This window comes from Streptomyces sp. NPDC102462 (genome assembly GCF_044765425.1).
GTDB lineage: Bacteria > Actinomycetota > Actinomycetes > Streptomycetales > Streptomycetaceae > Streptomyces.
In genome coordinates this window covers 1-19126 of sequence record NZ_JBIWKB010000008.1, presented here as the reverse complement: position 1 = coordinate 19126, position 19126 = coordinate 1, and the positions used below count along the sequence as shown (strand labels likewise).

Sequence of the window (19126 nt, the reverse complement as noted above, 5' to 3'; positions counted from 1 at the left end):
GGTCCACCCCCTCACGACCAAGCCCGGTCCTTCGCCGAACCACCCGTCCGAGCGATCAGATCCTGCACAGCACACTCCACGCCGAACAGGTACTCGAAGAAGCGGTGGGTAGTGGGCAGTTGGCGGGCTCCCGGTGGGTGCTTAGGGCCGGTCTTCACCCGGTGTTCGGTCTGACGACCGGGTCCAGGCCGGGACGCCGGTCGCCCATGACCTGTTCGCAGACGCGGGCCTCGGATCCGGGCGAGAAGGGGTCGTTGTGGGCCTGCACCGCGTGCCGGATGTCCTCGGCGACGAGGTCGGCGTTGATCGCTCCCGCGGCCATCGAGCCGGAGGCGGCCGATCCGAGGACGTTCGCGTTCGGGTCGGCGAGGTTGCCCGCGACCCATACGCCCGGTACCGGGGTGAGCCCGGTCCGGTCGGCTGCGAAGTACGCGCCGAGCCCGCTCGGTTGCGGGGTGGGCGCAAGGCCGAGCGAGGCCAGGACCTCCGCGCGCGGCACCGGCACGGGCGCCACGGCCAGCGCGCGCAGCGGGATCGGTTCGCCGCTTCGCAGGCGGACACCGCTCAGCCGGTCGTCGGTGACTTCCAGGCCGGTCACCTCACCGGTCACCACCGTGATCCGGCGCGCGGCCAGTTGCTCGGCCTGTTCGGAGGTGGGTCGGGGCGCGGTGTGCAGCAGCAGGGTCAGCCGGTCGGTCCACTGCCGGAACAGCAGGGCCTGGTGCACCCCCAACGGGCTCGTGGCGAGGACACCGATCGGCTGGTCGCGGATCTCCCAGCCGTGGCAGTAGGGGCAGTGCACCACGTCCCGTCCCCAACGTGCCGCAAGTCCCGGCAGGTCGGGCAGTTCGTCGGTGACTCCGGACGTGACCAGCAGCCGCCGCGCCCGGACCCCGTGACCGGTGTCGGTCTCGACCAGGAAGCCGTCGCCGTCCCGTGCGGCGGACAGCGCCCGGCCCTCCCGTACGACACCGCCGTAGCCGGCCACCTCGCGGCGCCCCGCCGTCAGCAGGTCACGGGGTGAGGCGCCGTCACGGGAGAGAAAGCCATGCATGTCGGCCGCCGGCGCGTTCCGGGGCCGGCCGTCGTCGAGCACCAGCACCGACCTGCGGGCACGGCCGAGCATGAGCGCCGCGCTCAGCCCCGCCGGGCCCGCGCCGACCACCACCACGTCGTACCGATCAACGCTGCCGGCCTGGGAATTCCGGATCATCGTGACCACCTCCGGCACCAAGGTCCCGCCCCTTGCGCCGTATCCGCAAAGTTCTTTGCGGGAATCGCAAAACGGGGGCACGGTGAAGGCATGAACGACGACCTCGACGCCGTGCTCGCCGCGGTCGGACCCCGGCTGCGCGAGCTGCGCCGTCGCCGCGGGGCCCCCTGACCGCCCTGTCCGAGACCACCGGCATCCCGATCAGCACTCTGTCCCGGCTGGAGTCCGGGCAGCGCAGACCGGGCCTGGAACTCCTGCTTCCGCTGGCCAGGGCCTATCAGGTGCCGATCGACGAGTTGATCGGCGCCCCGGCCGACCTAGGCCCTGTCGTCAAATACCCGCCTGCCCCGCGACGCCATGCACGCACTCTCGCCGCACCGGTCACAGGCCCAAGTACGTCCAGTACGAGGACCTGCGCCCGGCACACCGAGAGCACGCACCTGACGCCGCAGGGCCCGCCCTCCGGGCGAACGACGGGAATTTGACGACAGGACCTAGACCCCCGGGTGTATCCGCAGCCGTTCACCCGCAACGGCATGACCGTCGTCCCCCTGACCCGCAAACCCGGCGGGCTGCAGGCGTTCAAGCACATCCTGCCCGCCGGCCTGACCGACGGCCGCCCACCCGATCCCCGCTCGCACGAGGGCTACCACTGGCTGTACGTCCTGCGCGGCCGGCTCCGCGTCGTACTCGGCGACAAGGACGTCGTCCTCACCGAGGGCGAGGCCGCCGAATTCGACACCCATCTCCCCCACTGGTTCGGCAACGCCGACGAACGCTCCGTGGAGTTCCTCAGCATCCTCGGCCCGCAAGGCGAGCGCGTCCACATCAGAGCCCGCTACCGCCCCGACGGCCCCCGTCCCCAGTGAGCAGGCCCGCGGGCTGTGGCGAGGCCGATGCCTCCCCGGTGTCGCCCGGGGCCGGGCCCGAGGCGCGGAAGGTGCGCCGGTACGCCGACGGGGCGACCCCCGCCTCCGCCGCCAGGTGCCGCCGCAGCGAGGTGGCGGTGGCGAAGCCGACCTCATGGGCGACCCGTTCCACGGGCAGATCGCTGGACTCCAGCAGGTGCCGCGCCCGCCGCAGCCGTTGCTGGGTCAGCCAGCGGCCGGGGCTCATCCCGGTCTCCTCCCGGAAGCGCCGCGCGAAGGTACGGGTGCTCATCGCCGCGTGCGCGGCCAACTCGTCCAGGGACAGTGGCAGTTCGAGCCGTCGCAGCGCCCAGTCGCGGGTCGGTCCTGTGCCGGTTCCGCTGGCCGGCGGCAGCGGCCGCTCGATGTACTGCGCCTGCCCGCCGTCCCGGTACGGCGGCACCACACAGCAGCGGGCGACGTGGTTGGCCACCTCGCTGCCGTGGTCCTGGCGCACCAGGTGCAGGCAGACGTCGACACCGCTCGCCGCCCCGGCGGAGGTCAGCACGTCACCGTGGTCGACGAAGAGCACCCCGGCGTCCAGCTCGACCCGGGGGAACAGCTCCCGGAAGTGGTCGGCGAGCGCCCAGTGGGTGGTGGCCCGGCGCCCGTCCAGGAGACCGGCGGCGGCCAGCAGGAAGGCGCCGGTGCAGATGGACACCAGACGGGTGCCGGGGCGGACGCGGGACAGGGCGGCGAGGGCCCGCGGGTCCGGGGCGGCGGCCGATGCCTGGGAGACCGCGTACGGAGGGATGACCACGGTGTCCGCCTCGGCCAGCGCCTCGGGACCGTGCCCGGGGGTGACGGTCAGGTCCGCATCGGTACGCACGGGCTGCCCGTCCACGCTCGCGGACAGCACCTCGTAGCGGCCGCCGGCTGACCCGAGGACCCGGTGCGGGATGCCGAGTTCGAAGGGATAGACGCCGTCGAGGGCGAGGACGACGACCTTGTGGGCACCGGGAGCGCGACGGGCGGCAGGGTCGATATGCATGGCAGAAACGTATCGGAGGCTGACCTTCTGGCCATCGCCCGGGGACGGACCGTGCGGCAAGGATCGAGACATGACTTCGACGCACACCCCTGTGAACCCCGGTTCCCCGGACCCGGCGGCCACCGCGGACTCCCCGGACGACGCCGCCGCGGACGGCGCCCCCGTGATGCTCGCCCTGCACCAGACGGCCCTCGGCGGCCCCGAGGTCCTGCGGCTGACCGAACTTCCGCGGCCCGCGCCCGGCCCCGGGGAGATCCTTGTCGCCGTGCACGCGGCCGGACTCAACCCCACGGACTTCAAGCACCGCGCCATGAGCATCTTCCTGCCGCCCCCGCCGCTGACCCTCGGCTGGGACGTCTCCGGCACCGTGGTGGAGACCGGCTTCGGCGTCACCCTCTTCCAACCCGGTGACGAGGTGTTCGGCATGCTGCCCTACCCGTACGGGGCCGGCTCCCACGCCGAGTACGTGACCGGGCCCACCCGCGCCTTCGCCGCCAAGCCCGCCGGGATCGACCACGTCCAGGCGGCCGCCCTGCCGCTGGCCGCGCTCACCGCCTGGCAGGCCCTCGTGGAGACCGCGGGTCTGCGGGCCGGGCAGCGCGTCCTGATCCACGCCGCGGCCGGCGGTGTCGGCCATCTCGCCGTACAGATCGCCAAGGAGCGCGGCGCGCACGTCACCGGTACGGCGAGCGCCCCCAAGCACGCCTTCCTGCGTGAACTCGGCGCGGACGCCTGTATCGACCGCCGCTCGGAGGACTTCACCGACACCGAGGACCGCTACGACGTCGTCCTCGACGCCCTCGGCGGGCAGACCGCCACGCGTTCCGTGAGCGTGCTGCGCCCCGGCGGCGTCCTCGTTTCCCTGGTGCCGCAGGCCGAGGACACCCCGGCCGCGGCAAAGAAGGCACAGGTCCGGGCCGTCGGCCTGCTCGTCGAGCACGACCGGGCCGGGATGCGGGCCATCGCCGAGCTCGTCGACCGGGGCCGGCTCCGCGCCCATGTCTCCGGTACCTTCCCGCTCGCCGAGGGCGCCCGGGCCCACGCCCTGGGTGAGACGGGCCGCACCACGGGCAAGCTGGTCATCACCGTCCGCTGAGACGGGACGGTTCACCGGCCAGGGCGCGGTACAGGGCCGCATGACGCTGGGCCGTCTCCGTCCAGGTGTGGCGGGCGGCGAGTTTCCGTCCGGCCGTCCGGCGGTCCGGGTCGTCGTCCGTGAGGGCCGCGGCCAGTTCGCGGGCCAGGTCCTCGGGGGTCGTGCCGAAGCGGGCCGCCGGGCCGAACACCTCGCGCAGCACCGGGAGTTCGCGGACGACCAGGGGCACGCCTGCCGCCAGTGCCTCCATGGCCGCCAGTCCGAAGCCCTCCTTCAGGGAGGGGAAGGCGAACGCGTCGGCCGCTGCCACCAGCGGCGGCAGTTCGTCGTCCGGTACCGCCCCCAACAGGACCGGCTTGACGCCGAGTTCGGCCGCCCGCCGCTCCCAGCGGCTCCGGTAGTCGCGGTAGTCGAAAAGGGTCTCGCCGCCTGCGATGACCAGCCGTACGCCGGGGTGCCCGGCGCGCAGCAGGGCGTACGCCTCCAGCAGGTCCATCGAGCCCTTGCGGGGTTCGATGCCGCCGACGGTGAGGATGTAGCGGCCCAGCCGGGAGCGCCAACCCGCCCTTGCCGCCCGGTCGGTGCCGGCGAAACGGTCGTAGGCCACCCCGTTGGGGATGACGGCGGCCTTGATGCCCCAGCCGTCCGCGAGTTCGGCGGCCACGGCCGTCGAAACGCACACGTGTGCGTACGGTTCGACGATGGCCCGTTCGTGGCAGGCGGCCAGCTCGGGCGTGGTGAAGTGGTCGATGTGGTGGACGGTGCGGATACAGGCCGCGTTCACCGCGTTGGCGCTGATGCAGTCCTGGGCGTGGACGATGTCGTAGGGCGTCGGGTCGAAGGCGGCGCGGAGGGTGGCGATGGAGCGCAGGACGCGGTCGCCGACCGTCTCGCCCGCGGGCCCGTCGGCGAAGGGCACGATCCGCAGCCGTACGGCGGGGTCGACCGGGCGGAAGAAGCCCGCGTCGCCGCCCCGGCCCAGGGTCCACACGGTGACGTCCTCGCCGAGGGCGGCGAGGGCTTCGGCGAGGGCGAGGGTGTGTACGACGCCGCCGCGGGGCTTGGTGGAGTAGCTGAGCAGGGCGATCTTCACGAGGGGTGCTCCCGGAGGCTGAGGGGCGACGGGGTGTCCCGGTAGGCGGTGGGGCGCCGTTCGCCGAGGTGGCGCAGGACCCGGCGGGCGCGGTCGATCTCGGCGGCCACGTCGGTCTCGGCGACGGCGAGGCCGGCCTTGGACCAGGTGCGGGCGAGGATGTCGCCGCCGGGGCCGACGACCTTGGCCTGGCCGAGGAAGCGCATGCCGCCCATGGCGCCGGTCTGGTTGGAGGAGGCGAGGACGACCTGGTTCTCGGCGGCGCGGGCCTGGTCGTACAGGTCGAAGAGCTTGGCCTGCCGGTCCTGGGCCAGGCGCGGGGCGCGGTTGGTGATGCTGGTGGGCCAGGCGGACAGGCAGGCCAGGACCTCGGCGCCGTCCAGGGCCAGGGAGCGGGCCGACTCGGGGAACGTCTTGTCGTAGTCGATGAGCATGCCGAGGCGGCCGACGGGGGTGTCGAAGGCGTCGAAGCGGTCGCCGGCGCTGTAGGCGGCGACCTCGCCGGCCGGCAGATGGACCTTGCGGTGTCGGCCGAGGACTCCGTCGCCGCTGACGCAGACGGCGGCGTTGTAGCGCACGTCGCCGCCGTCCTCGCAGTAGCCGACGCACACCACCATCTCGGCGGCCAGCCGGGCGACTTGGCGGATCAGCGGGTCGTCGGGGCCGAGGGCCGGGGGCAGCGCCTCGGGGTCGGGGTGGCGCAGGTCGGCAAGGTAGCCGCCGAGCGCGGCGTCGGGCAGCACGAGCAGCCTGGCGCCCAACGCCCGTGCGTCGTCGATCAGTTTGGCGATGCGGGCCAGGTCGAACTCCAGGTCACGGCCGAAGTGGGCGGCCGCGGCCGCGATCCGGATCGAGCTCATGCGGTGACCGCTCCTGCGTACGTGTAGGTGTCGGGCCGACGGTCGCGCAGGTGCCCCATGGAGCGGCGTGCGGTCTGAAGGGCCCGGGCGACGTCGAGTTCGGCGACGGCGACACCGGCCTGAACTCCCGTGTCGGCGAGGATGTCGCCGCCCGGGTCGACGACCTTGGCGCTGCCGACGAAGCGCAGCGAGCCGAACGTGCCCGCCTGGTTGGCCGACAGCCACACGATCTGGTTCTCCAGGGCGCGGGCCCGGTCGAACAGGTCGAAGCGGCGCTTCCAGCGGTCCTGTGCGAGATCCGCGGCGGGACTGGTGCGCGCGCCCGGCCAGGCCGAGACGCACACCCCGATCTCGGCGCCGTCCAGCGCCAGCGCCCGCGCCGACTCCGGGAACGCCTTGTCGTAGCAGATCATCATGCCGATCCTGCCGACCGGGGTGTCGAAGGCGTGGAAGCGGTCACCGGAGGCGTACGAGGCGTCCTCGCCGAGCGGTTGGTGGACCTTGCGGTGGTTGCCGAGGACTCCGTCGCCGCTGACGCAGACGACGCTGTTGTAGCGGGACTCGCCTGCGGCCTCGCAGTAGCCCGCGACGATCGTCATCTCCCCGGCCAGGGACGCCAGTCGGCGGATCTCGGGGCCGTCGAGGGCGAGCGCGGGCGGCCCCGCGTCGAGCGCGGTCTCGTCGTCGAGGCTCAGCAGATATCCGCCGAGGCAAGCCTCGGGCAGCGCGAGCAGTCGTACGCCCTGCCCGCGGGCCTGTCCGATCAGCCGTTCGGCGATCGCGAAGTCCTCTTCCAGGTCGCGGCCGAACTCGGCGGCCACGGCCGCCATGCGCAGGGCGGTCATGCGGCTCCCATCCCGGTCACCGTCGAGGCGACCGCTTCGGTGATCTCGCCGTCGGGCCAGCGCAGCCCGACGCCTTCTCCCCCGGTCAGCCCGCCGCACACGGCGCCCGTCGCGGGGCCCGCGGGCAGCGGTGCGGTCCCGGGCGGGTCGGTGGTGAGCATCGCGAAGCCCGGGAAGCAGGTCAGCCAGTCCCCCATGGCCGCGGTCCGCGGGCGGGGCACGGCGGCCACGTCGAGGACCGCCCGGCAGCCGCTCGCCTCGGCGAGCATGCCGAGGGTGCCGGCGATACCGGCCATGGAGACGTCCTTGGCGGACGCCGGCCGGGCGGCGGCCACCGCGCCGGTCATGGCCCGCAGTTCGTCGGTGCGGCGGTGGCTCGTGGAGTCCCACTGGCGGCCCCGGTATCCGCGTCGCCAGTTGCCGCCGAGGTCGGCGGTGAGCCGGACGGCGTGCCCGGGCCTGCCGCCGCCCCCGGGTACGGGATGCGGGGCGCGGCCCAGCGCGGTGACGGACAGGGCGCCGGGGACGCCGAGTTGGGTGTGTCCGCCGAGTACCGGCACGCCGTAGGCCCGCGCGGCACGGTCCAGGCCCGCCAGTACCCGGGCGGCGTGCGCGGCGTCCCGCGCGCCGATCGCGTCGAGCAGGCCGAGCGGTGAAGCACCCATCGCGGCAAGGTCGTTGACGTTCACGAGGACGGCGCACCAGCCCGCCCAGTCGGGGTCGCGCTCGACCATGGACGGCACGATCGCGTCGCACGCGGCGATCACGTCGGTGCCGGGCAGGGGTGCGCCGTCGTCGCCGACGAATCCCGTGCCGCCGAGGGCGGCCCGCGACGCCCCGCCCGGGGCCCCGCCGACCGGGTCCCAGGTGGCGCCGCGGGCCGCCGGTTCGAGGAGCCCGCGAAGCAGCGGGCCGAGCGCGGACTTGGTGGCGGCCGTCTGGGCCGCGATCCGGCCGATGGGCCAACGCATCAGCAGATGCGGCGTGTCGGCGACCGCGACCGGCCGCACCGACTGCCAGCCGAGCCGCCGGAACAGGGGCTCGTTGCGCGCCTGGACGGTCGCGTCGAAGCGCAGCACGCCCTCGGCCTCCGCCCGTGCGCACGCCGCCCGTACCAGTGCCGCGCCGATGCCCTGGGAGCCGCGGGCGCGGGGCGCGACGACCAGCCGGCCGCCCGCCCACCAGCCGAGGTCGGGTCCGTCGGCGACCGGCCCGAGCCGCACCCCGCCGACGACCGTGCCCGTGGCGTCCTTGGCGACCAGGACCAGTGTGCGCGGATCGGCGTCCCGGTCGTCCAGGTCATGGCCGGTGAAGAGGTGCTGCTCGTACACGAACACCTCCCGGCGCAGCCGCCGGTACGCCGCCCGTTCGTCGCGCCCGCGCGCCTCCTCGATATGGAAGGGGGTCTCGCGCGCGAGGGTGCTCCGGTCGCCCAGCAGGGCCAGGATGTCGTACGGCCCCTGCGCCGCCTGCGCTGCCGGGGACGCAGGGGATGCGGTCGCGGGCGGTGCCGGGGTTCCGTCAAGCAGCACGCCGCTCACCCGCCCGCCGTCGACAGCACGCCACAGGCTCCGCAGGCCGCGCACCCTGCCTTCTGGTCGGTGCCGCGCATCCCGGCCGCCCGCAGCTTGGCGGCGACGCCCTCGGTGACGTACCGCAGCAGGTCCGCGCTCGGCGCCGGGACACCGTCACGGGCGGCGAGCGTGCCCCGCATGGGCCGGAAGGGTACGACGAACGGATACACCCCGCGCTCGATCAACTCGCCCGCGCCCGCGATGAGGTCGTCGGGATTCTCACCGAGTCCGACGAGCAGGTATGTGGAGACGCGGTTCGGTCCGAAGACCCGCACCGCCTCGTCCCACGCCGCCCGGTACTCGGCCAGCGGAACCGTCGACTTGCCGGGCATCCAGCGGCGGCGCACCTCCTCGTCGAGGGATTCGGCATGGATGCCGATCGATGTCGCCCCGGCGTCGTGCAGGGCACGGATCCAGGCGAGGTCGCCGGGCGGCTCGCACTGCACCTGGATCGGCAGGTCCGGTACGGCCCGCACCACCGCCCGGACGGAGCGCACCAGATTTCGGGCGCCCCGGTCCGTGCCGGTGGTCGTGCCGGTGGTCATGACCATCTGCTTGACGCCGTCGAGCCGCACCGCCGCCTCGGCGACCTCCGCGAGCTGGGCCGGCGTCTTGGCGGCCACCGTGGCTCCGGAGCGCAGGGACTCCTCGATGGTGCAGAACCGGCAGCGGTCGGACTCGGCGTAGCGGACGCAGGTCTGCACGACGGTGGTGGCCAGCACGTCCGCGCCGTGCAGCCGGGCGATGTGCTCGTAGGGGATGCCGTCAGCCGTGGCGAGGTCGTAGAACCGGGGGCGGCGTACGGCGGTGAGGGTGAGGCCGGTGTCCTGCTCGCCGAGCCACACCCGGCCGTCGCGCACCCGGTAGGGGCTCGCGGGGTTGGTGGGCAGGGCGGCGTTGGCGCCGTCGACGAGGACATGGCCGTCATCGCTCGGGCCCGCTCCGTCAGGGCGGCGCACTGGCGCGTCCAACGCCACGCCGTGCAGGGCGAGTTCGGCGCGCGTCATGATCCGCACGGCCACCGCCGTACTGCTGGTACCGGTGCCAGCGCTCACGGCGGCCCCCTTACAGCTGGTAGGTGGAGTTGATGATGGCGCCCTTGCGCGCGTAGTGGATCAACGCGTCCTGGACGTCGAGGGGATGGGTGGGGATGACGCCCTCGATCAGGTCCTCCTCGCGGGCGCCGTGCAGGGAGAGGCCGAAGCGGCAGCAGTAGACCTTGCCGCCCTCGGCGATGAACGTCTTGAGCTGGTTGTTGATGTTGTGCTCGCCGGGGAATGCGGAGTTGCCGGTGGTCGGGAAGCCCCGGGTGGCCAGGCAGTTGAGGGAGCCGGGCCCGTAGAAGTAGAGGGCGGTCTCGAAGCCCTTGCGCAGCGCGCGGGTGGCCTGCAGGACGGCGACGAAGGACACCGACGACTCGTGTGCGATGCCGTGGACGAGGGTGAAGTAGCTCTCGCCGTTCTCGGCCCGGTAGTCGGGGAAGACCTTGGTGGTGCCGTAGATGCTGGAGCCCTCCGGCAGGGAGGGGTGCGGGATCTCGTTGAGGGACTTCTGCTCGACGTCGCTGAGCTGGGCGGTGGTCGACATGTCTGTCTCCTTGCGGGAGGCGGTGGTTGGGGGGTCCGGTCAGTCGTAGAGGGCGGCGAAGGTGTCACGGAAGACGAGGTCGGCCAGTTCGCCGCCGCCGGTCGCGGCGGTCATCCGGGCGTGCTCGCCGGTGAAGTCGCCCCACGGCTGGTCGCTGGCGAAGAGCACCCGGTCATGGCCGATGCCGCGGTGCTCGATCTCCCGGGCCAGCCAGTACGGCAGAAAGCCGATGGCCCAGGAGAGGTCGGTGTAGACGCGTTTGCCGGCGGCGATCCAGTCGAAGAACCGGGCGCCGGCGAGCTTGATGTGGCCGCTCATGCCGCCGCCGAAGTGCACGAGATGAACAGGGACTTGGTCGGCGTACCAGTCGACGAGACGGCCGACCTCGTCGATGTCGGATGCGGCGCCGGGCGAGGTGTGCACGTGCACCACCAGCCGGTGCCGGGCCGCGGTGGCGAAGATCCGGTCGAGGAGCGGGCGGCAGGCCGGGTCCGTGGGCCGTCCGCCGAGCAGGAAGCTCAACTTCAGTGCCCTGACGCCGGCTTCACCGGCCAGCGACAGGGCGCGGGCGGTGCGTTCGGTGTCCTCGGGGCGCGGCGACACCCACAGTCCGGCCCGGATCCGGTCGTCCGTCTGGGCCGCCTCGAGCACCAACTCGTTGAAGGAGAAGGCGACATCAGGGTCGGGCACACCGTAGTTGGGGATGACCAGGGCGCGTTCGGTGCCCTCCGCGTCCAGGTCCGCGACCAGTTGTCTGATGGTGGCGCGTGCCGTCGTGTCGGGGCGGACGGGCGGGCCGCCGTAGAACGGGTGGGCGGGCAGGACACCGAGGTGGCGGTGTGCGTCGTGGACCATGGCGTCAGCCGATCGGGAGGGCGGAGGCGAGCGCGCCGGGCGCGCCGGTCAGGGTGCCGCACACGTCGGCCAGGCGGCGCGAGGCGTCGATGTGACCGGCCAGGAACTCGGCGTCCCGGCCCACCGCCTCGAACCGGCCCGAGCCCCAGGTGTACTGCCAGGGCAGGCCCAGGAAGTACAGGCCGGGCACGCTGCTGACGCCGCGCCGGTGCATCGGGTAGCCGCGTCCGTCGAAGGCGGGGACCTCGATCCACCGGTGGTCCCGGGCGAAGCCGGTCGCCCAGACGACGGACGTGATGCCGGCTTCGGCCAGGTCGAGGGTGCGGGGTTGTCCGTCCGGCCGCCACACCGGCCGGTAGCGGGCCTCCTCGGGCGCGTCGATGCCGTGGGCGTCGATGTGCGCGTCGATCGCGTCCTTGATGCCCTCGGCCACCGCGTCGGCGTGGTCCAGGTTGGCGGCGAGGTCGTCGGCGAACTCCAGCACCGGCCCGTCGATCCCCGTCAGACGCCCGTACAGCCGCATCCCGTCCCGGGCGAAGGCCCGCAGGTCGATGTCGCGGCCGCCGTCGCGCCCGGTGACATAGTGGTTGACCCGCAGGCGCACCGCGTCGGCGTCGTCGAAGCCGTCGATGCTCTTCGTGTAGTGGCCCATGTCGTCCAGCCAGGCCACGCAGTCCCGGCCGCGGTAGAACCGGGCTACGCGGGGTGCGCTGCCGACCGCGAGGTGCACCTGCCGTCCTGCCAGATGCAGGTCCTCGGCTATCTGGCAGCCGGACTGGCCCGTGCCCACCACGAGGACGGCGCCGTCCGGGAGCCGGCCCGGGTTGCGGTAGCCGGAGGAGTGCACCTGCCGCACGGCCGCGGGCAGCCGCTCGGCCATCCGGGGCAGCTTCGGGGTGTGATAGGGGCCGGTCGCCACGACGACCTGGTCGGCGGTGAACTCCCCCACCGTGGTGGTGACTTCGAAGACACCGCTCGGCGAGCGGCGCAGCCTGGTCACGGCCACCTGCTCCACCAGCGGCGGCCGGAACGCGGCGACGTACTCCTCCAGATACCGCACGATCTCGTCGCGGACCATGAAGCCGTCGGGGTCATCGCCGCGGTAGGGGTGACCGGGCAGCCTGCACTGCCAGTTGGGGGTCACCAGGCAGAAGGAGTCCCAGCGGCGCTCCCGCCACTCGTGCCCCACCCGGTGGGCCTCGACCACCACATGGTCGACACCGCGGGCGCGCAGACCGTGGCTGACGGACAGGCCCGCCTGACCGCCGCCGATCACGGCCACCGCGTAGTGGGCCCCGGCGAGCCGGGATACGGAGGTCACCGCGAGCCCCCCTCGGCATCGAGGATCGCCTCGACCACGACCTTGCTGCCGGCCGGGAAGGCACCGACCCGCGCCGTCTGCTCGATCTGCGCCAACTGGCCGGACGCGCCGGTGCAGTGGAACCCGAACTTCTCCCGGACCCGCTCACCGGCGATGCCGAGCGCCGTCCGACTGCGCTCCAGGAAATCGGCCAGTTCGTACGTCCCACCGGCCGTGAAGTAGTCCTCGATCACCGTGGAGGGCGAATAACAGCGCTGGGTCGCACCGTCGGGCCAGCGCACATCGAAATACATCTCGGGCATGCCATCCTCCATGCCTGGCGCCGAGGCCGTCACACCCCGCCGCTGCGTGTGCCCACCACTTCAGCCAGCGGCCATTACGGAGCCAAGTCATCCGGAATAAGGGCGAGTTACGGACTCCTCACAGTCAGCTACGATCAATGCACGCAGAGTTGCCCAAGAGGCAAAACCCGGGCATGGCCCCGCCCAGAACCCAAGGCAAACCCACCACCCACTGTTTTGCCCGGGTCCCCCTGCCCGACGCTCACCAGACAATCCCCACACCCCACAAGCCACTCCCCCACACCGGCGAAGACACCCGGGATTCCAGGTGCCGCCCGAGCTCAACGGCCCCCCAGCCCCGTCCGATCCCTGCGCAACGGTCCGCAGGCCAGACCCGACAACCCGACACCGACGAGCACGATGCCGCAGGTGACGACGACAACTGCGGCGCCTTGGAGTTCGGCGAGCGTGCCGAGCACACTGTTCATGAACACCAAGGCCAGGCTCTGCACCAGCACGAGCACCGCCTGGATGCGAGACAAGTGGGTTTCGGGCGCCGATGCGAGAACCAGCGGCGCGATGTGCGCGGAGAAGGCCCCGTTACCGACGCCGATGATCAGGCCGGCGACCATGGCTCCTGTCACGCTGGATGAGAGTCCGAGCGCGAGTACACCCACACCCGCCAGCACGAGCGCGCTCGCCGACAGCAGACCAGGCCGCCCCAGCGGCCCGTTCTTCACGACCACCAGGGTGATCACCACCATGCCCACACCCTGCGCTCCGATCACCAGGCCCGCGGCTCCCGCGCCCCACTCCCCCTGTCGTGCGAGCAAGGGAACCAACAGGGACAGCACGGGCAGCATGAAGCCGGCCGCTGCTCCTGTGAGCAGCAGACTCGGGCGTAGCACCGCATGGGAGAAGGCCACCCGCATGCCGTCCATGGCTTCCTTGAGGAGGGCCGTCCTCGGGGCCGAAGGCACGTCGTGCCGTGGGCGGATGGCCACCAGTACGACGAGGGTGAAGGCGAATGTGACGGCATTGACCACAGCCGCACCCGCGAACCCCGCCACCCCGACCAGCACGCCGCCCAGGGGACCGCCCCCCATGTTGATCACCTGGCCACCGGCCTGCCGCAGCGACAACGCCCGAGGCAACCGGTCCTTGGCCACCAGCCGACGCGGCATGGCCCCCGAGGCCGGCAGATAGAAGGCATCGACGACACCGACCGCAATCCCTGTCGCGATGAGCAACAGGGGCGGGGTTCCCAAGTGGTAGGCAACGACCGCGAGAACGAGCGAGAAGACCAGCATCGCCGCATCACCGCTGATCAGCACACGACGCGCGCTGACCCGGTCGCTCACCGCTCCCCCGACAAGGAGGAGCAGGACACGGGGAAGCGTGATCGCGCTCAGGGTCAGACCCGCGATGCTCCCGCCGTAGTCGCTGGCAGCCCAGCCGAGAGCGAAATAGAAGACGGCGTTGCCCGCGAGCGACACCAGGACACCGACGAGCCACAGCACATAGGACCGCGGCAGCCGGCCCTGCGCCCGCGGGTCCCCGGCTGCCGCAGAAGCCTTCGCGGTCTCCTCAGCAGCCGGCACTGGGCCACCCCCGACTGGTCCACTTGACGATGGTCATCACGGGCCCCGACAGTGCCACACGCCACTGACAACCGAACCGGCCGAGCGGGCGGCGCTCCAACTCCCGTTCCAGGGGCCTGAGGTCACTGGGCGTCTTCGGCGTAGGTGCCCGCGTTGGTCGCGGCCTGTGGGTTTCGGAAGCGCAGTGCGGCGTATCCGGCGAGGCCCACGGCCATGCAGCCCACGAACACGTACGGCAGCAGGTTCAGGGGGGGGAAGCGGGGACGGGGACCATGTTGCGGTAGAAGACGTACGCCATCACCGCCGCCCCCGCGACACCGCACAACACGGTCAGCGCGCCCGGCGAGGAAGGACGCGGCGAAGCCGAGGCTCAGGAACGGACCGAGGAAACCCAGCCCGCTGCGGTGGGCGAGGTCGTCCATCGGGTCGGTGCTCGCGGCGAGCTTGTCGGCCTCGCCAAATCGAGGGTCCTGTGGTCCATCGGGGAACCCTGATACCCCCGTCACGGAACATGCCCGCCGAGTACGGTGAGCGATCGTGAACAGAAGGCAGCAGAAGAAGCTGTCCAGGCATCCTCAACGGAGCTGTCGACAAAGTCCTGTGTCTACTGAGTAGGTCCAGTGAAGTCCGCTGCGGTTCGACAGCGCACCGAAGGGGCGCGGGGCTGTATTGATATGCGGCTCCGCCGCGCGGGCGCGACCAGCCACGACGGTGCCGGAGACGACCGACGGCATATCGCGGCATTTCCAGCGGAGCGCTTAGCGGCCGGAGCCTTGCCCGACACCGAGAGCGGGCGTGGCGCGGAAGGCACGCCCCTGTGCGCGGCCGCTTGCTGGGGTCATACCGAGACGGTGCGTGCGCTCCTCGCCCATGGCGCCGACCCCGATCTCCGCGAAGACCATGGCACGGGCCGTTCTCCGCTCGAATGGGCGATGACGGGGCCCTACCCCGACACCATCGCCGCGCTCCTCGCGGCAGGCGCCCGACCACATGGCGAGTACGCCGGGCCATAGTCGAAGAACAGTCGCTTCAGTCGCTTCGGTCGCTGGAAGGCCCGGCGTCCGGGAGGCGGCGAGCCGGGCGGATCGGGTCGGCTCCTGACAAGGCCCACCTGCACAACATCGCAGGCCGCATGGCGGTTCCCTTGCCCCACTCCCCCGCCGCGGCCTCGGTGTCCCTCGCGGCGGGGGTGGGATCGGATGGCTCGGTCGGGACTCCCCCAAGCCTTCACCTTCCGACGGTGCCGTCGGCCTCAGCGTCCCTTTTACGTTGGTGTTCGTTGAGGATGTGCAGCATCTTGTCGAACTCGGTGTCCCCCATCCTCTTGATGAGATGCATGGCGATGAAGGTGCCGTCGTCGTAGGGCAGTTTGGGCGGGCTACCCGCGGGGCGCGGCACGGCAGGGGACTGGGCGTCACCACGCGGCTCGGGAACCATGTCCGTCCGGGGAGCCGCTTCCTGCTTCGGCCGCGGCGCGGCATCGACCGGCGCTGCTGAAGACTCCTGGGTGATTACGGCGTAATCACTCGGCTGGCTCCGCGGTTCGGGCTCGGCGGGAGCCGACGATGCTGCCGGTGGCGCCGGTGGCGCCGGTGCGGTGACGGCCTGGGCCTTGGGGGCCGCCTTCTCCGCCTCCTTGCGCGCTCGTTCGGCCTTGAGCTCCTCCAGAGCCGCAATCTGCTCCTCCTGCGGCCGGTTCCCGACCGCACGCAGCAGCTCAATGGGCTCCTCGCGGATACGCGCCTGAAGCTCGGGGGTGAGATTCAGCAGGGACAGCCGCTGCGACACCCACCCCTGCGAACGGTGCAGCCGCTTGGCCAGCGCGCGCTGACTGCCATGGATGGCCAGCAGGCGTTGCAGCGCACGGGCCTCATCCAGCTCTTCGAGGTCCTGCCGATGGATATTGGCGACGAGGGCGGATTCAAGCAGTTCCTCGGAGGTGGCGCCCTGCTCATCGCTGACCATCACCTTGACCGCGGCAAGACCGGCCTCACGGGCGGCGGCGAGCCGGCTGCTGCCATCGATGACGACGTACGCGCTGTCCGGCTCGATGTCGGCTTCCCGGTCCGGGTTGGCCTTCACATAGGCATCGCGGTTCATGACCGTGATGGCCTGCTTCTGACCATGGGTCTTCAGGCTGCCCGCGAGATCGGTGAGATCCCCGAGCGCGGAACGCGGGTTGTCCGGGTTGAGGCTGATGCGGTTCGGGGGCAGTTCCGTAGGCGGGGCGACGCCCTCGGTGGGGACACCGGTGGCCGCGGCCACGGCCTGGCGGCGCGCGCTGACGGTGCGCACTCCCCCGCCGAATCGGCCGGCACCCAGTTGGTCGGCCTTGCTCACAGCACCTCCCTGGCCAGGGCGCGCATACCGATCGACTGCTGCGACTTGGGGGCGTACGACAGCAGGGGCTGTTTCACTCGGACGGCTTCCTTCTGTTCCTTGAGGTCGCCGATGAGCCCGACGACCCGGGGATCCTTTATGTCCACCCATCCCTGCAGGGACGAGGTCGCGATGTAACCGCGGCGGGAGTCATAGAGGTTGACGACGATGCCGAGATAGTCGATGTCGACCTGGAGGTCGCCACGCAGATCGTCGATCTGTGTGGTGAGCAGGTCGTAGGCGTCCGCGGAGCTGTCCTCGGCCTGGACGACGATCAGGGCCCCCGAATTGCCGGGGCGTTCGCCCTCGCGCCGGCGACCGTAGTAGGCCGCCGCGTCCATGCTGAGGCCGAGGCTGGGCGGGCAGTCGACGATGATTACGTCGTAATCAGCTTCGAGGGGCGCGAGGGCCCGCTCAAGTCCGGCTTCGCGCGCACGCACCGCCGAGAGGCGGACATCGAGCAGAAAGGCGTCGTGACAGGCCGGGAGAAGGTGCAGCCTGCCGTTGAACGTCTCCTCGTCGATCGAGACGATGAGGTCCCGAAGATCGCCCTTGGAGTCACCGGCCATGTGATTGGTGAGGCTGTCGCCATCCATGGGCAGGGGAGTGGCGCCCAGTTGGTTGGTGAGGTGGCACTGCGGGTCGAAGTCCACGAGGAGCACACGCTGGCCGGGGCCCGGCAGATTCTCGATGTCGAGCGGGTTCTCGTCCTGCGCCGCGTCGTCGTTGTGTGTGTCGCTCTGCCGCAGCGCCTGGGTCAGGGCCTTGGCGACTCGTACGGGGTGGAGTGAATTGGGGTCCTCGGCGAGCGCTTCCCCTAGGCCGGCGGTGATGGCCGTCTTACCGACCCCGCCCTTCTGGTTGCACACGACGATGCGGCGCGTGATCTCGGGACGGGAGACATCGGGCGCCGGATTGGTGTCGAGCCACAGCTGTACGGACTGGGCGAGCCCCTGGATCAGGGACACCCGTCGGTCGGTGGCGATCTGCCGGAAGTCCTCCCACTGTCCCGGGGGCAGGAAGGTGGAGAAGGAGTCGGCGCCGGCGGTGTCGACGGCCGTGGGCGCGGAGGCCAGGTTGCACCAATCTCTGATGCCCTGTTCGACCGCAGCCTGGATCTCGACGCCGTGCTGGGCGGCTCTGATCTTCAGATTCTGACGGAGCCATCCGGGCAGCTTGCTGACGACCTTTTCCCGGTCGCTGGTTGCTGGTGAGCTCATGTTAGACACCATACTAACGTCGATGATCCTTAGGAGGACCGACACGTTAGTTATGGATGGTCCATGGCCGACGAGTCGCTCCACCAAGGTAACGACGAAGCGATTACGACGTAATCACCTCGCCGTTACTCCATCCGCGTGTCGCGGGCCTGCCGCATGACCGCGTCGGCCACCGCCGGCTGACCGGCCATCACATCTCCTCCGCCACACAGGCCACGGCGGCGGCAAGCACGAGGCGTGCCTCCTCGGTCGTCGCTACCGGCAGAGCGGTGCGCTGCTCCCGTCTGCTCAACGCTCGAACCGCGGCACTCAGATACCGGCTGAGGCTCATCATCTGAGTCGCGGTGGTGCAACTGGGCAGCACCTCGGCCATCTCATCGAGCCAGTACTCGGCATCGTCATCCAGGACCAGCCCCGCACGCTGCTCCAGTAGCCGCTGCGCCACCGGAACCAGCAGGTGATGGCGCCGCCTGACCGCCTCCTGGGCCCGTTGCTCGGCCTGCCGCTGACGGGCGATCCGGTTCTCGGCCGCGATGACGGCCTCGGGGGTGCGGCGCAGCGGCTCGGCATCGCGCGGCGCCTCGTCGGCGAGGGCCGCCGCCCGCAGCCGCTTGGCCTTGTTGTAGGCGGCGCTCGGCGCCTTCACGGCAAGCACCGGAGCCAGCTCCGCCCACTCGGCACCGGTGCCGCGCGCCTCCGCCACGGCTCGGGCCTGATGAACCTCGGCGCGCTCACGCAGATACTCCCAGAGCAGAACGCGCTTGAGGGCAGCCGCCTTCTGCCGCTCGGCCGGCAGCCTGCGCAGCGCCCCGGCATGCTTCTCGACATACAGCAGGGCGCCATAGACCTCGTCGTCCGCCGGCATACGCTCAACGCTGGGATCCTCCGCGTCCTCATGCAGCTGACGCAACTCTCCGACGACGCCCACCGCGTCCAACGCACCAATCCGTAGCGGCTGCTTGACCAGCGGCGTTGTGGGGGAGAGGGACTTACGAACACGACGAGCCATGCGAACCAGTGTGCCCAGAAAACCAAGATTCACATTCTGTGAATCGCCCAATCCTCTTTCCCAACAGCTACACGCCCCCAGGAACCTTGACGCGTCTCACCGAAGGTGAGCCAGTCTCGGCGGCCACCCCCCAACAGAACGCCCCGGCCCTGTACCTGACGGCGACACTCCTCCATGGGTCGGGGACCGCCGGGTGATTACTCAGGTTGAACTCGTGGAGTCCGGTGGCCCGTGACGCTTCTTGATCGTTGCGGTATGACGTCGTCATGCGGTACGCGCATGGGGGCGGCCTG

General features: G+C 71.5%; 18 protein-coding genes and 2 pseudogenes. 4 read left to right on the top strand and 16 right to left on the bottom strand.

The window, feature by feature from the left end; genetic code table 11:
- Positions 1–154: 154 nt before the first annotated feature.
- A complete protein-coding gene (locus ACIRFL_RS09425; protein WP_404025794.1) occupies positions 155–1213 on the bottom strand; it encodes an NAD(P)/FAD-dependent oxidoreductase in 1059 nt (352 codons plus the stop codon).
- 90 nt (positions 1214–1303) lie between these two features.
- Here ACIRFL_RS09425 and ACIRFL_RS09420 point away from each other — a divergent pair.
- Both ACIRFL_RS09420 and ACIRFL_RS09415 read left to right on the top strand, forming a co-directional pair.
- Positions 1304–1524 (top strand): annotated as a pseudogene (locus ACIRFL_RS09420) (helix-turn-helix domain-containing protein); the annotation flags it as partial.
- Between the two features lie 144 nt (positions 1525–1668).
- Positions 1669–2082 (top strand): annotated as a pseudogene (locus ACIRFL_RS09415) (cupin domain-containing protein); the annotation flags it as partial.
- On the opposite strand, the gene ACIRFL_RS09410 reads toward ACIRFL_RS09415, so the two are convergent.
- Positions 2042–3112: a GlxA family transcriptional regulator gene (locus ACIRFL_RS09410; RefSeq protein WP_404025792.1), complete on the bottom strand. Its 1071-nt coding sequence runs from the start codon at positions 3110–3112 to the stop codon at positions 2042–2044. The pseudogene ACIRFL_RS09415 and the gene ACIRFL_RS09410 overlap by 41 nt on opposite strands.
- A 70-nt stretch (positions 3113–3182) precedes the next feature.
- Here ACIRFL_RS09410 and ACIRFL_RS09405 point away from each other — a divergent pair, with 70 nt between their 5' ends.
- Positions 3183–4208 carry an NADP-dependent oxidoreductase gene (locus tag ACIRFL_RS09405; RefSeq protein ID WP_404025791.1) on the top strand — a complete coding sequence of 342 codons (1026 nt, stop codon included), beginning with the start codon at positions 3183–3185 and terminating at the stop codon, positions 4206–4208.
- Here ACIRFL_RS09405 and ACIRFL_RS09400 read toward each other — a convergent pair.
- The 11 genes from ACIRFL_RS09400 to ACIRFL_RS09350 form a co-directional block, all read right to left on the bottom strand.
- Positions 4195–5301, bottom strand: a complete 1107-nt coding sequence (locus tag ACIRFL_RS09400; protein ID WP_404025788.1) for an MSMEG_0565 family glycosyltransferase — start codon at positions 5299–5301, stop codon at positions 4195–4197. The genes ACIRFL_RS09405 and ACIRFL_RS09400 overlap by 14 nt on opposite strands.
- On the bottom strand, positions 5298–6161 hold the full coding sequence (locus ACIRFL_RS09395; protein ID WP_404025786.1) for a carbon-nitrogen hydrolase family protein: 864 nt from the start codon (positions 6159–6161) through the stop codon (positions 5298–5300). The genes ACIRFL_RS09400 and ACIRFL_RS09395 overlap by 4 nt, the downstream gene beginning before the upstream one ends.
- Entirely contained in the window at positions 6158–7006 is an 849-nt protein-coding gene (locus ACIRFL_RS09390; protein ID WP_404025784.1) for a carbon-nitrogen hydrolase family protein, read from the bottom strand. The genes ACIRFL_RS09395 and ACIRFL_RS09390 overlap by 4 nt, the downstream gene beginning before the upstream one ends.
- Entirely contained in the window at positions 7003–8538 is a 1536-nt protein-coding gene (locus tag ACIRFL_RS09385) for an MSMEG_0567/sll0787 family protein (protein WP_404025781.1), read from the bottom strand. Before ACIRFL_RS09385 ends, ACIRFL_RS09390 begins: the two co-directional genes overlap by 4 nt.
- 5 nt (positions 8539–8543) lie before the next feature.
- Complete coding sequence (locus ACIRFL_RS09380) at positions 8544–9635, bottom strand: MSMEG_0568 family radical SAM protein (protein ID WP_404025779.1); 1092 nt, start codon at positions 9633–9635, stop codon at positions 8544–8546.
- Between the two features lie 10 nt (positions 9636–9645).
- Positions 9646–10167: an MSMEG_0572/Sll0783 family nitrogen starvation response protein gene (locus tag ACIRFL_RS09375; protein ID WP_404025778.1), complete on the bottom strand. Its 522-nt coding sequence runs from the start codon at positions 10165–10167 to the stop codon at positions 9646–9648.
- Between the two features lie 39 nt (positions 10168–10206).
- Positions 10207–11022: an amidohydrolase family protein gene (locus tag ACIRFL_RS09370; RefSeq protein ID WP_404025775.1), complete on the bottom strand. Its 816-nt coding sequence runs from the start codon at positions 11020–11022 to the stop codon at positions 10207–10209.
- Between the two features lie 4 nt (positions 11023–11026).
- Entirely contained in the window at positions 11027–12343 is a 1317-nt protein-coding gene (locus tag ACIRFL_RS09365) for an MSMEG_0569 family flavin-dependent oxidoreductase (protein WP_404025772.1), read from the bottom strand.
- Complete coding sequence (locus tag ACIRFL_RS09360) at positions 12340–12645, bottom strand: MSMEG_0570 family nitrogen starvation response protein (protein WP_404025770.1); 306 nt, start codon at positions 12643–12645, stop codon at positions 12340–12342. Before ACIRFL_RS09360 ends, ACIRFL_RS09365 begins: the two co-directional genes overlap by 4 nt.
- 320 nt (positions 12646–12965) lie before the next feature.
- On the bottom strand, positions 12966–14225 hold the full coding sequence (locus ACIRFL_RS09355; protein ID WP_404025768.1) for an MFS transporter: 1260 nt from the start codon (positions 14223–14225) through the stop codon (positions 12966–12968).
- A 122-nt stretch (positions 14226–14347) separates the two neighbouring features.
- Complete coding sequence (locus ACIRFL_RS09350; protein WP_404025765.1) at positions 14348–14647, bottom strand: hypothetical protein; 300 nt, start codon at positions 14645–14647, stop codon at positions 14348–14350.
- Positions 14648–14899: 252 nt separating this feature from the next.
- Between ACIRFL_RS09350 and ACIRFL_RS09345 the strand changes: the two genes are divergently transcribed.
- Positions 14900–15238, top strand: a complete 339-nt coding sequence (locus ACIRFL_RS09345; protein ID WP_404026148.1) for an ankyrin repeat domain-containing protein — start codon at positions 14900–14902, stop codon at positions 15236–15238.
- 214 nt (positions 15239–15452) lie between these two features.
- Here the strand turns inward: ACIRFL_RS09345 and ACIRFL_RS09340 are convergent, their stop codons facing one another.
- The 3 genes from ACIRFL_RS09340 to ACIRFL_RS09330 all read right to left on the bottom strand — a co-directional run bounded on the left by ACIRFL_RS09340 (position 15453) and on the right by ACIRFL_RS09330 (position 18833).
- Positions 15453–16565 (bottom strand): ParB/RepB/Spo0J family partition protein, encoded by a 1113-nt coding sequence (locus ACIRFL_RS09340; RefSeq protein ID WP_404025762.1) that lies wholly within the window; start codon positions 16563–16565, stop codon positions 15453–15455.
- Positions 16562–17824, bottom strand: coding sequence for a ParA family protein (locus ACIRFL_RS09335; RefSeq protein ID WP_404025760.1), 1263 nt, complete (start codon positions 17822–17824; stop codon positions 16562–16564). The genes ACIRFL_RS09340 and ACIRFL_RS09335 overlap by 4 nt, the downstream gene beginning before the upstream one ends.
- 190 nt (positions 17825–18014) lie before the next feature.
- Positions 18015–18833: a hypothetical protein gene (locus ACIRFL_RS09330; protein WP_404025757.1), complete on the bottom strand. Its 819-nt coding sequence runs from the start codon at positions 18831–18833 to the stop codon at positions 18015–18017.
- Positions 18834–19126 lie beyond the last annotated feature (293 nt).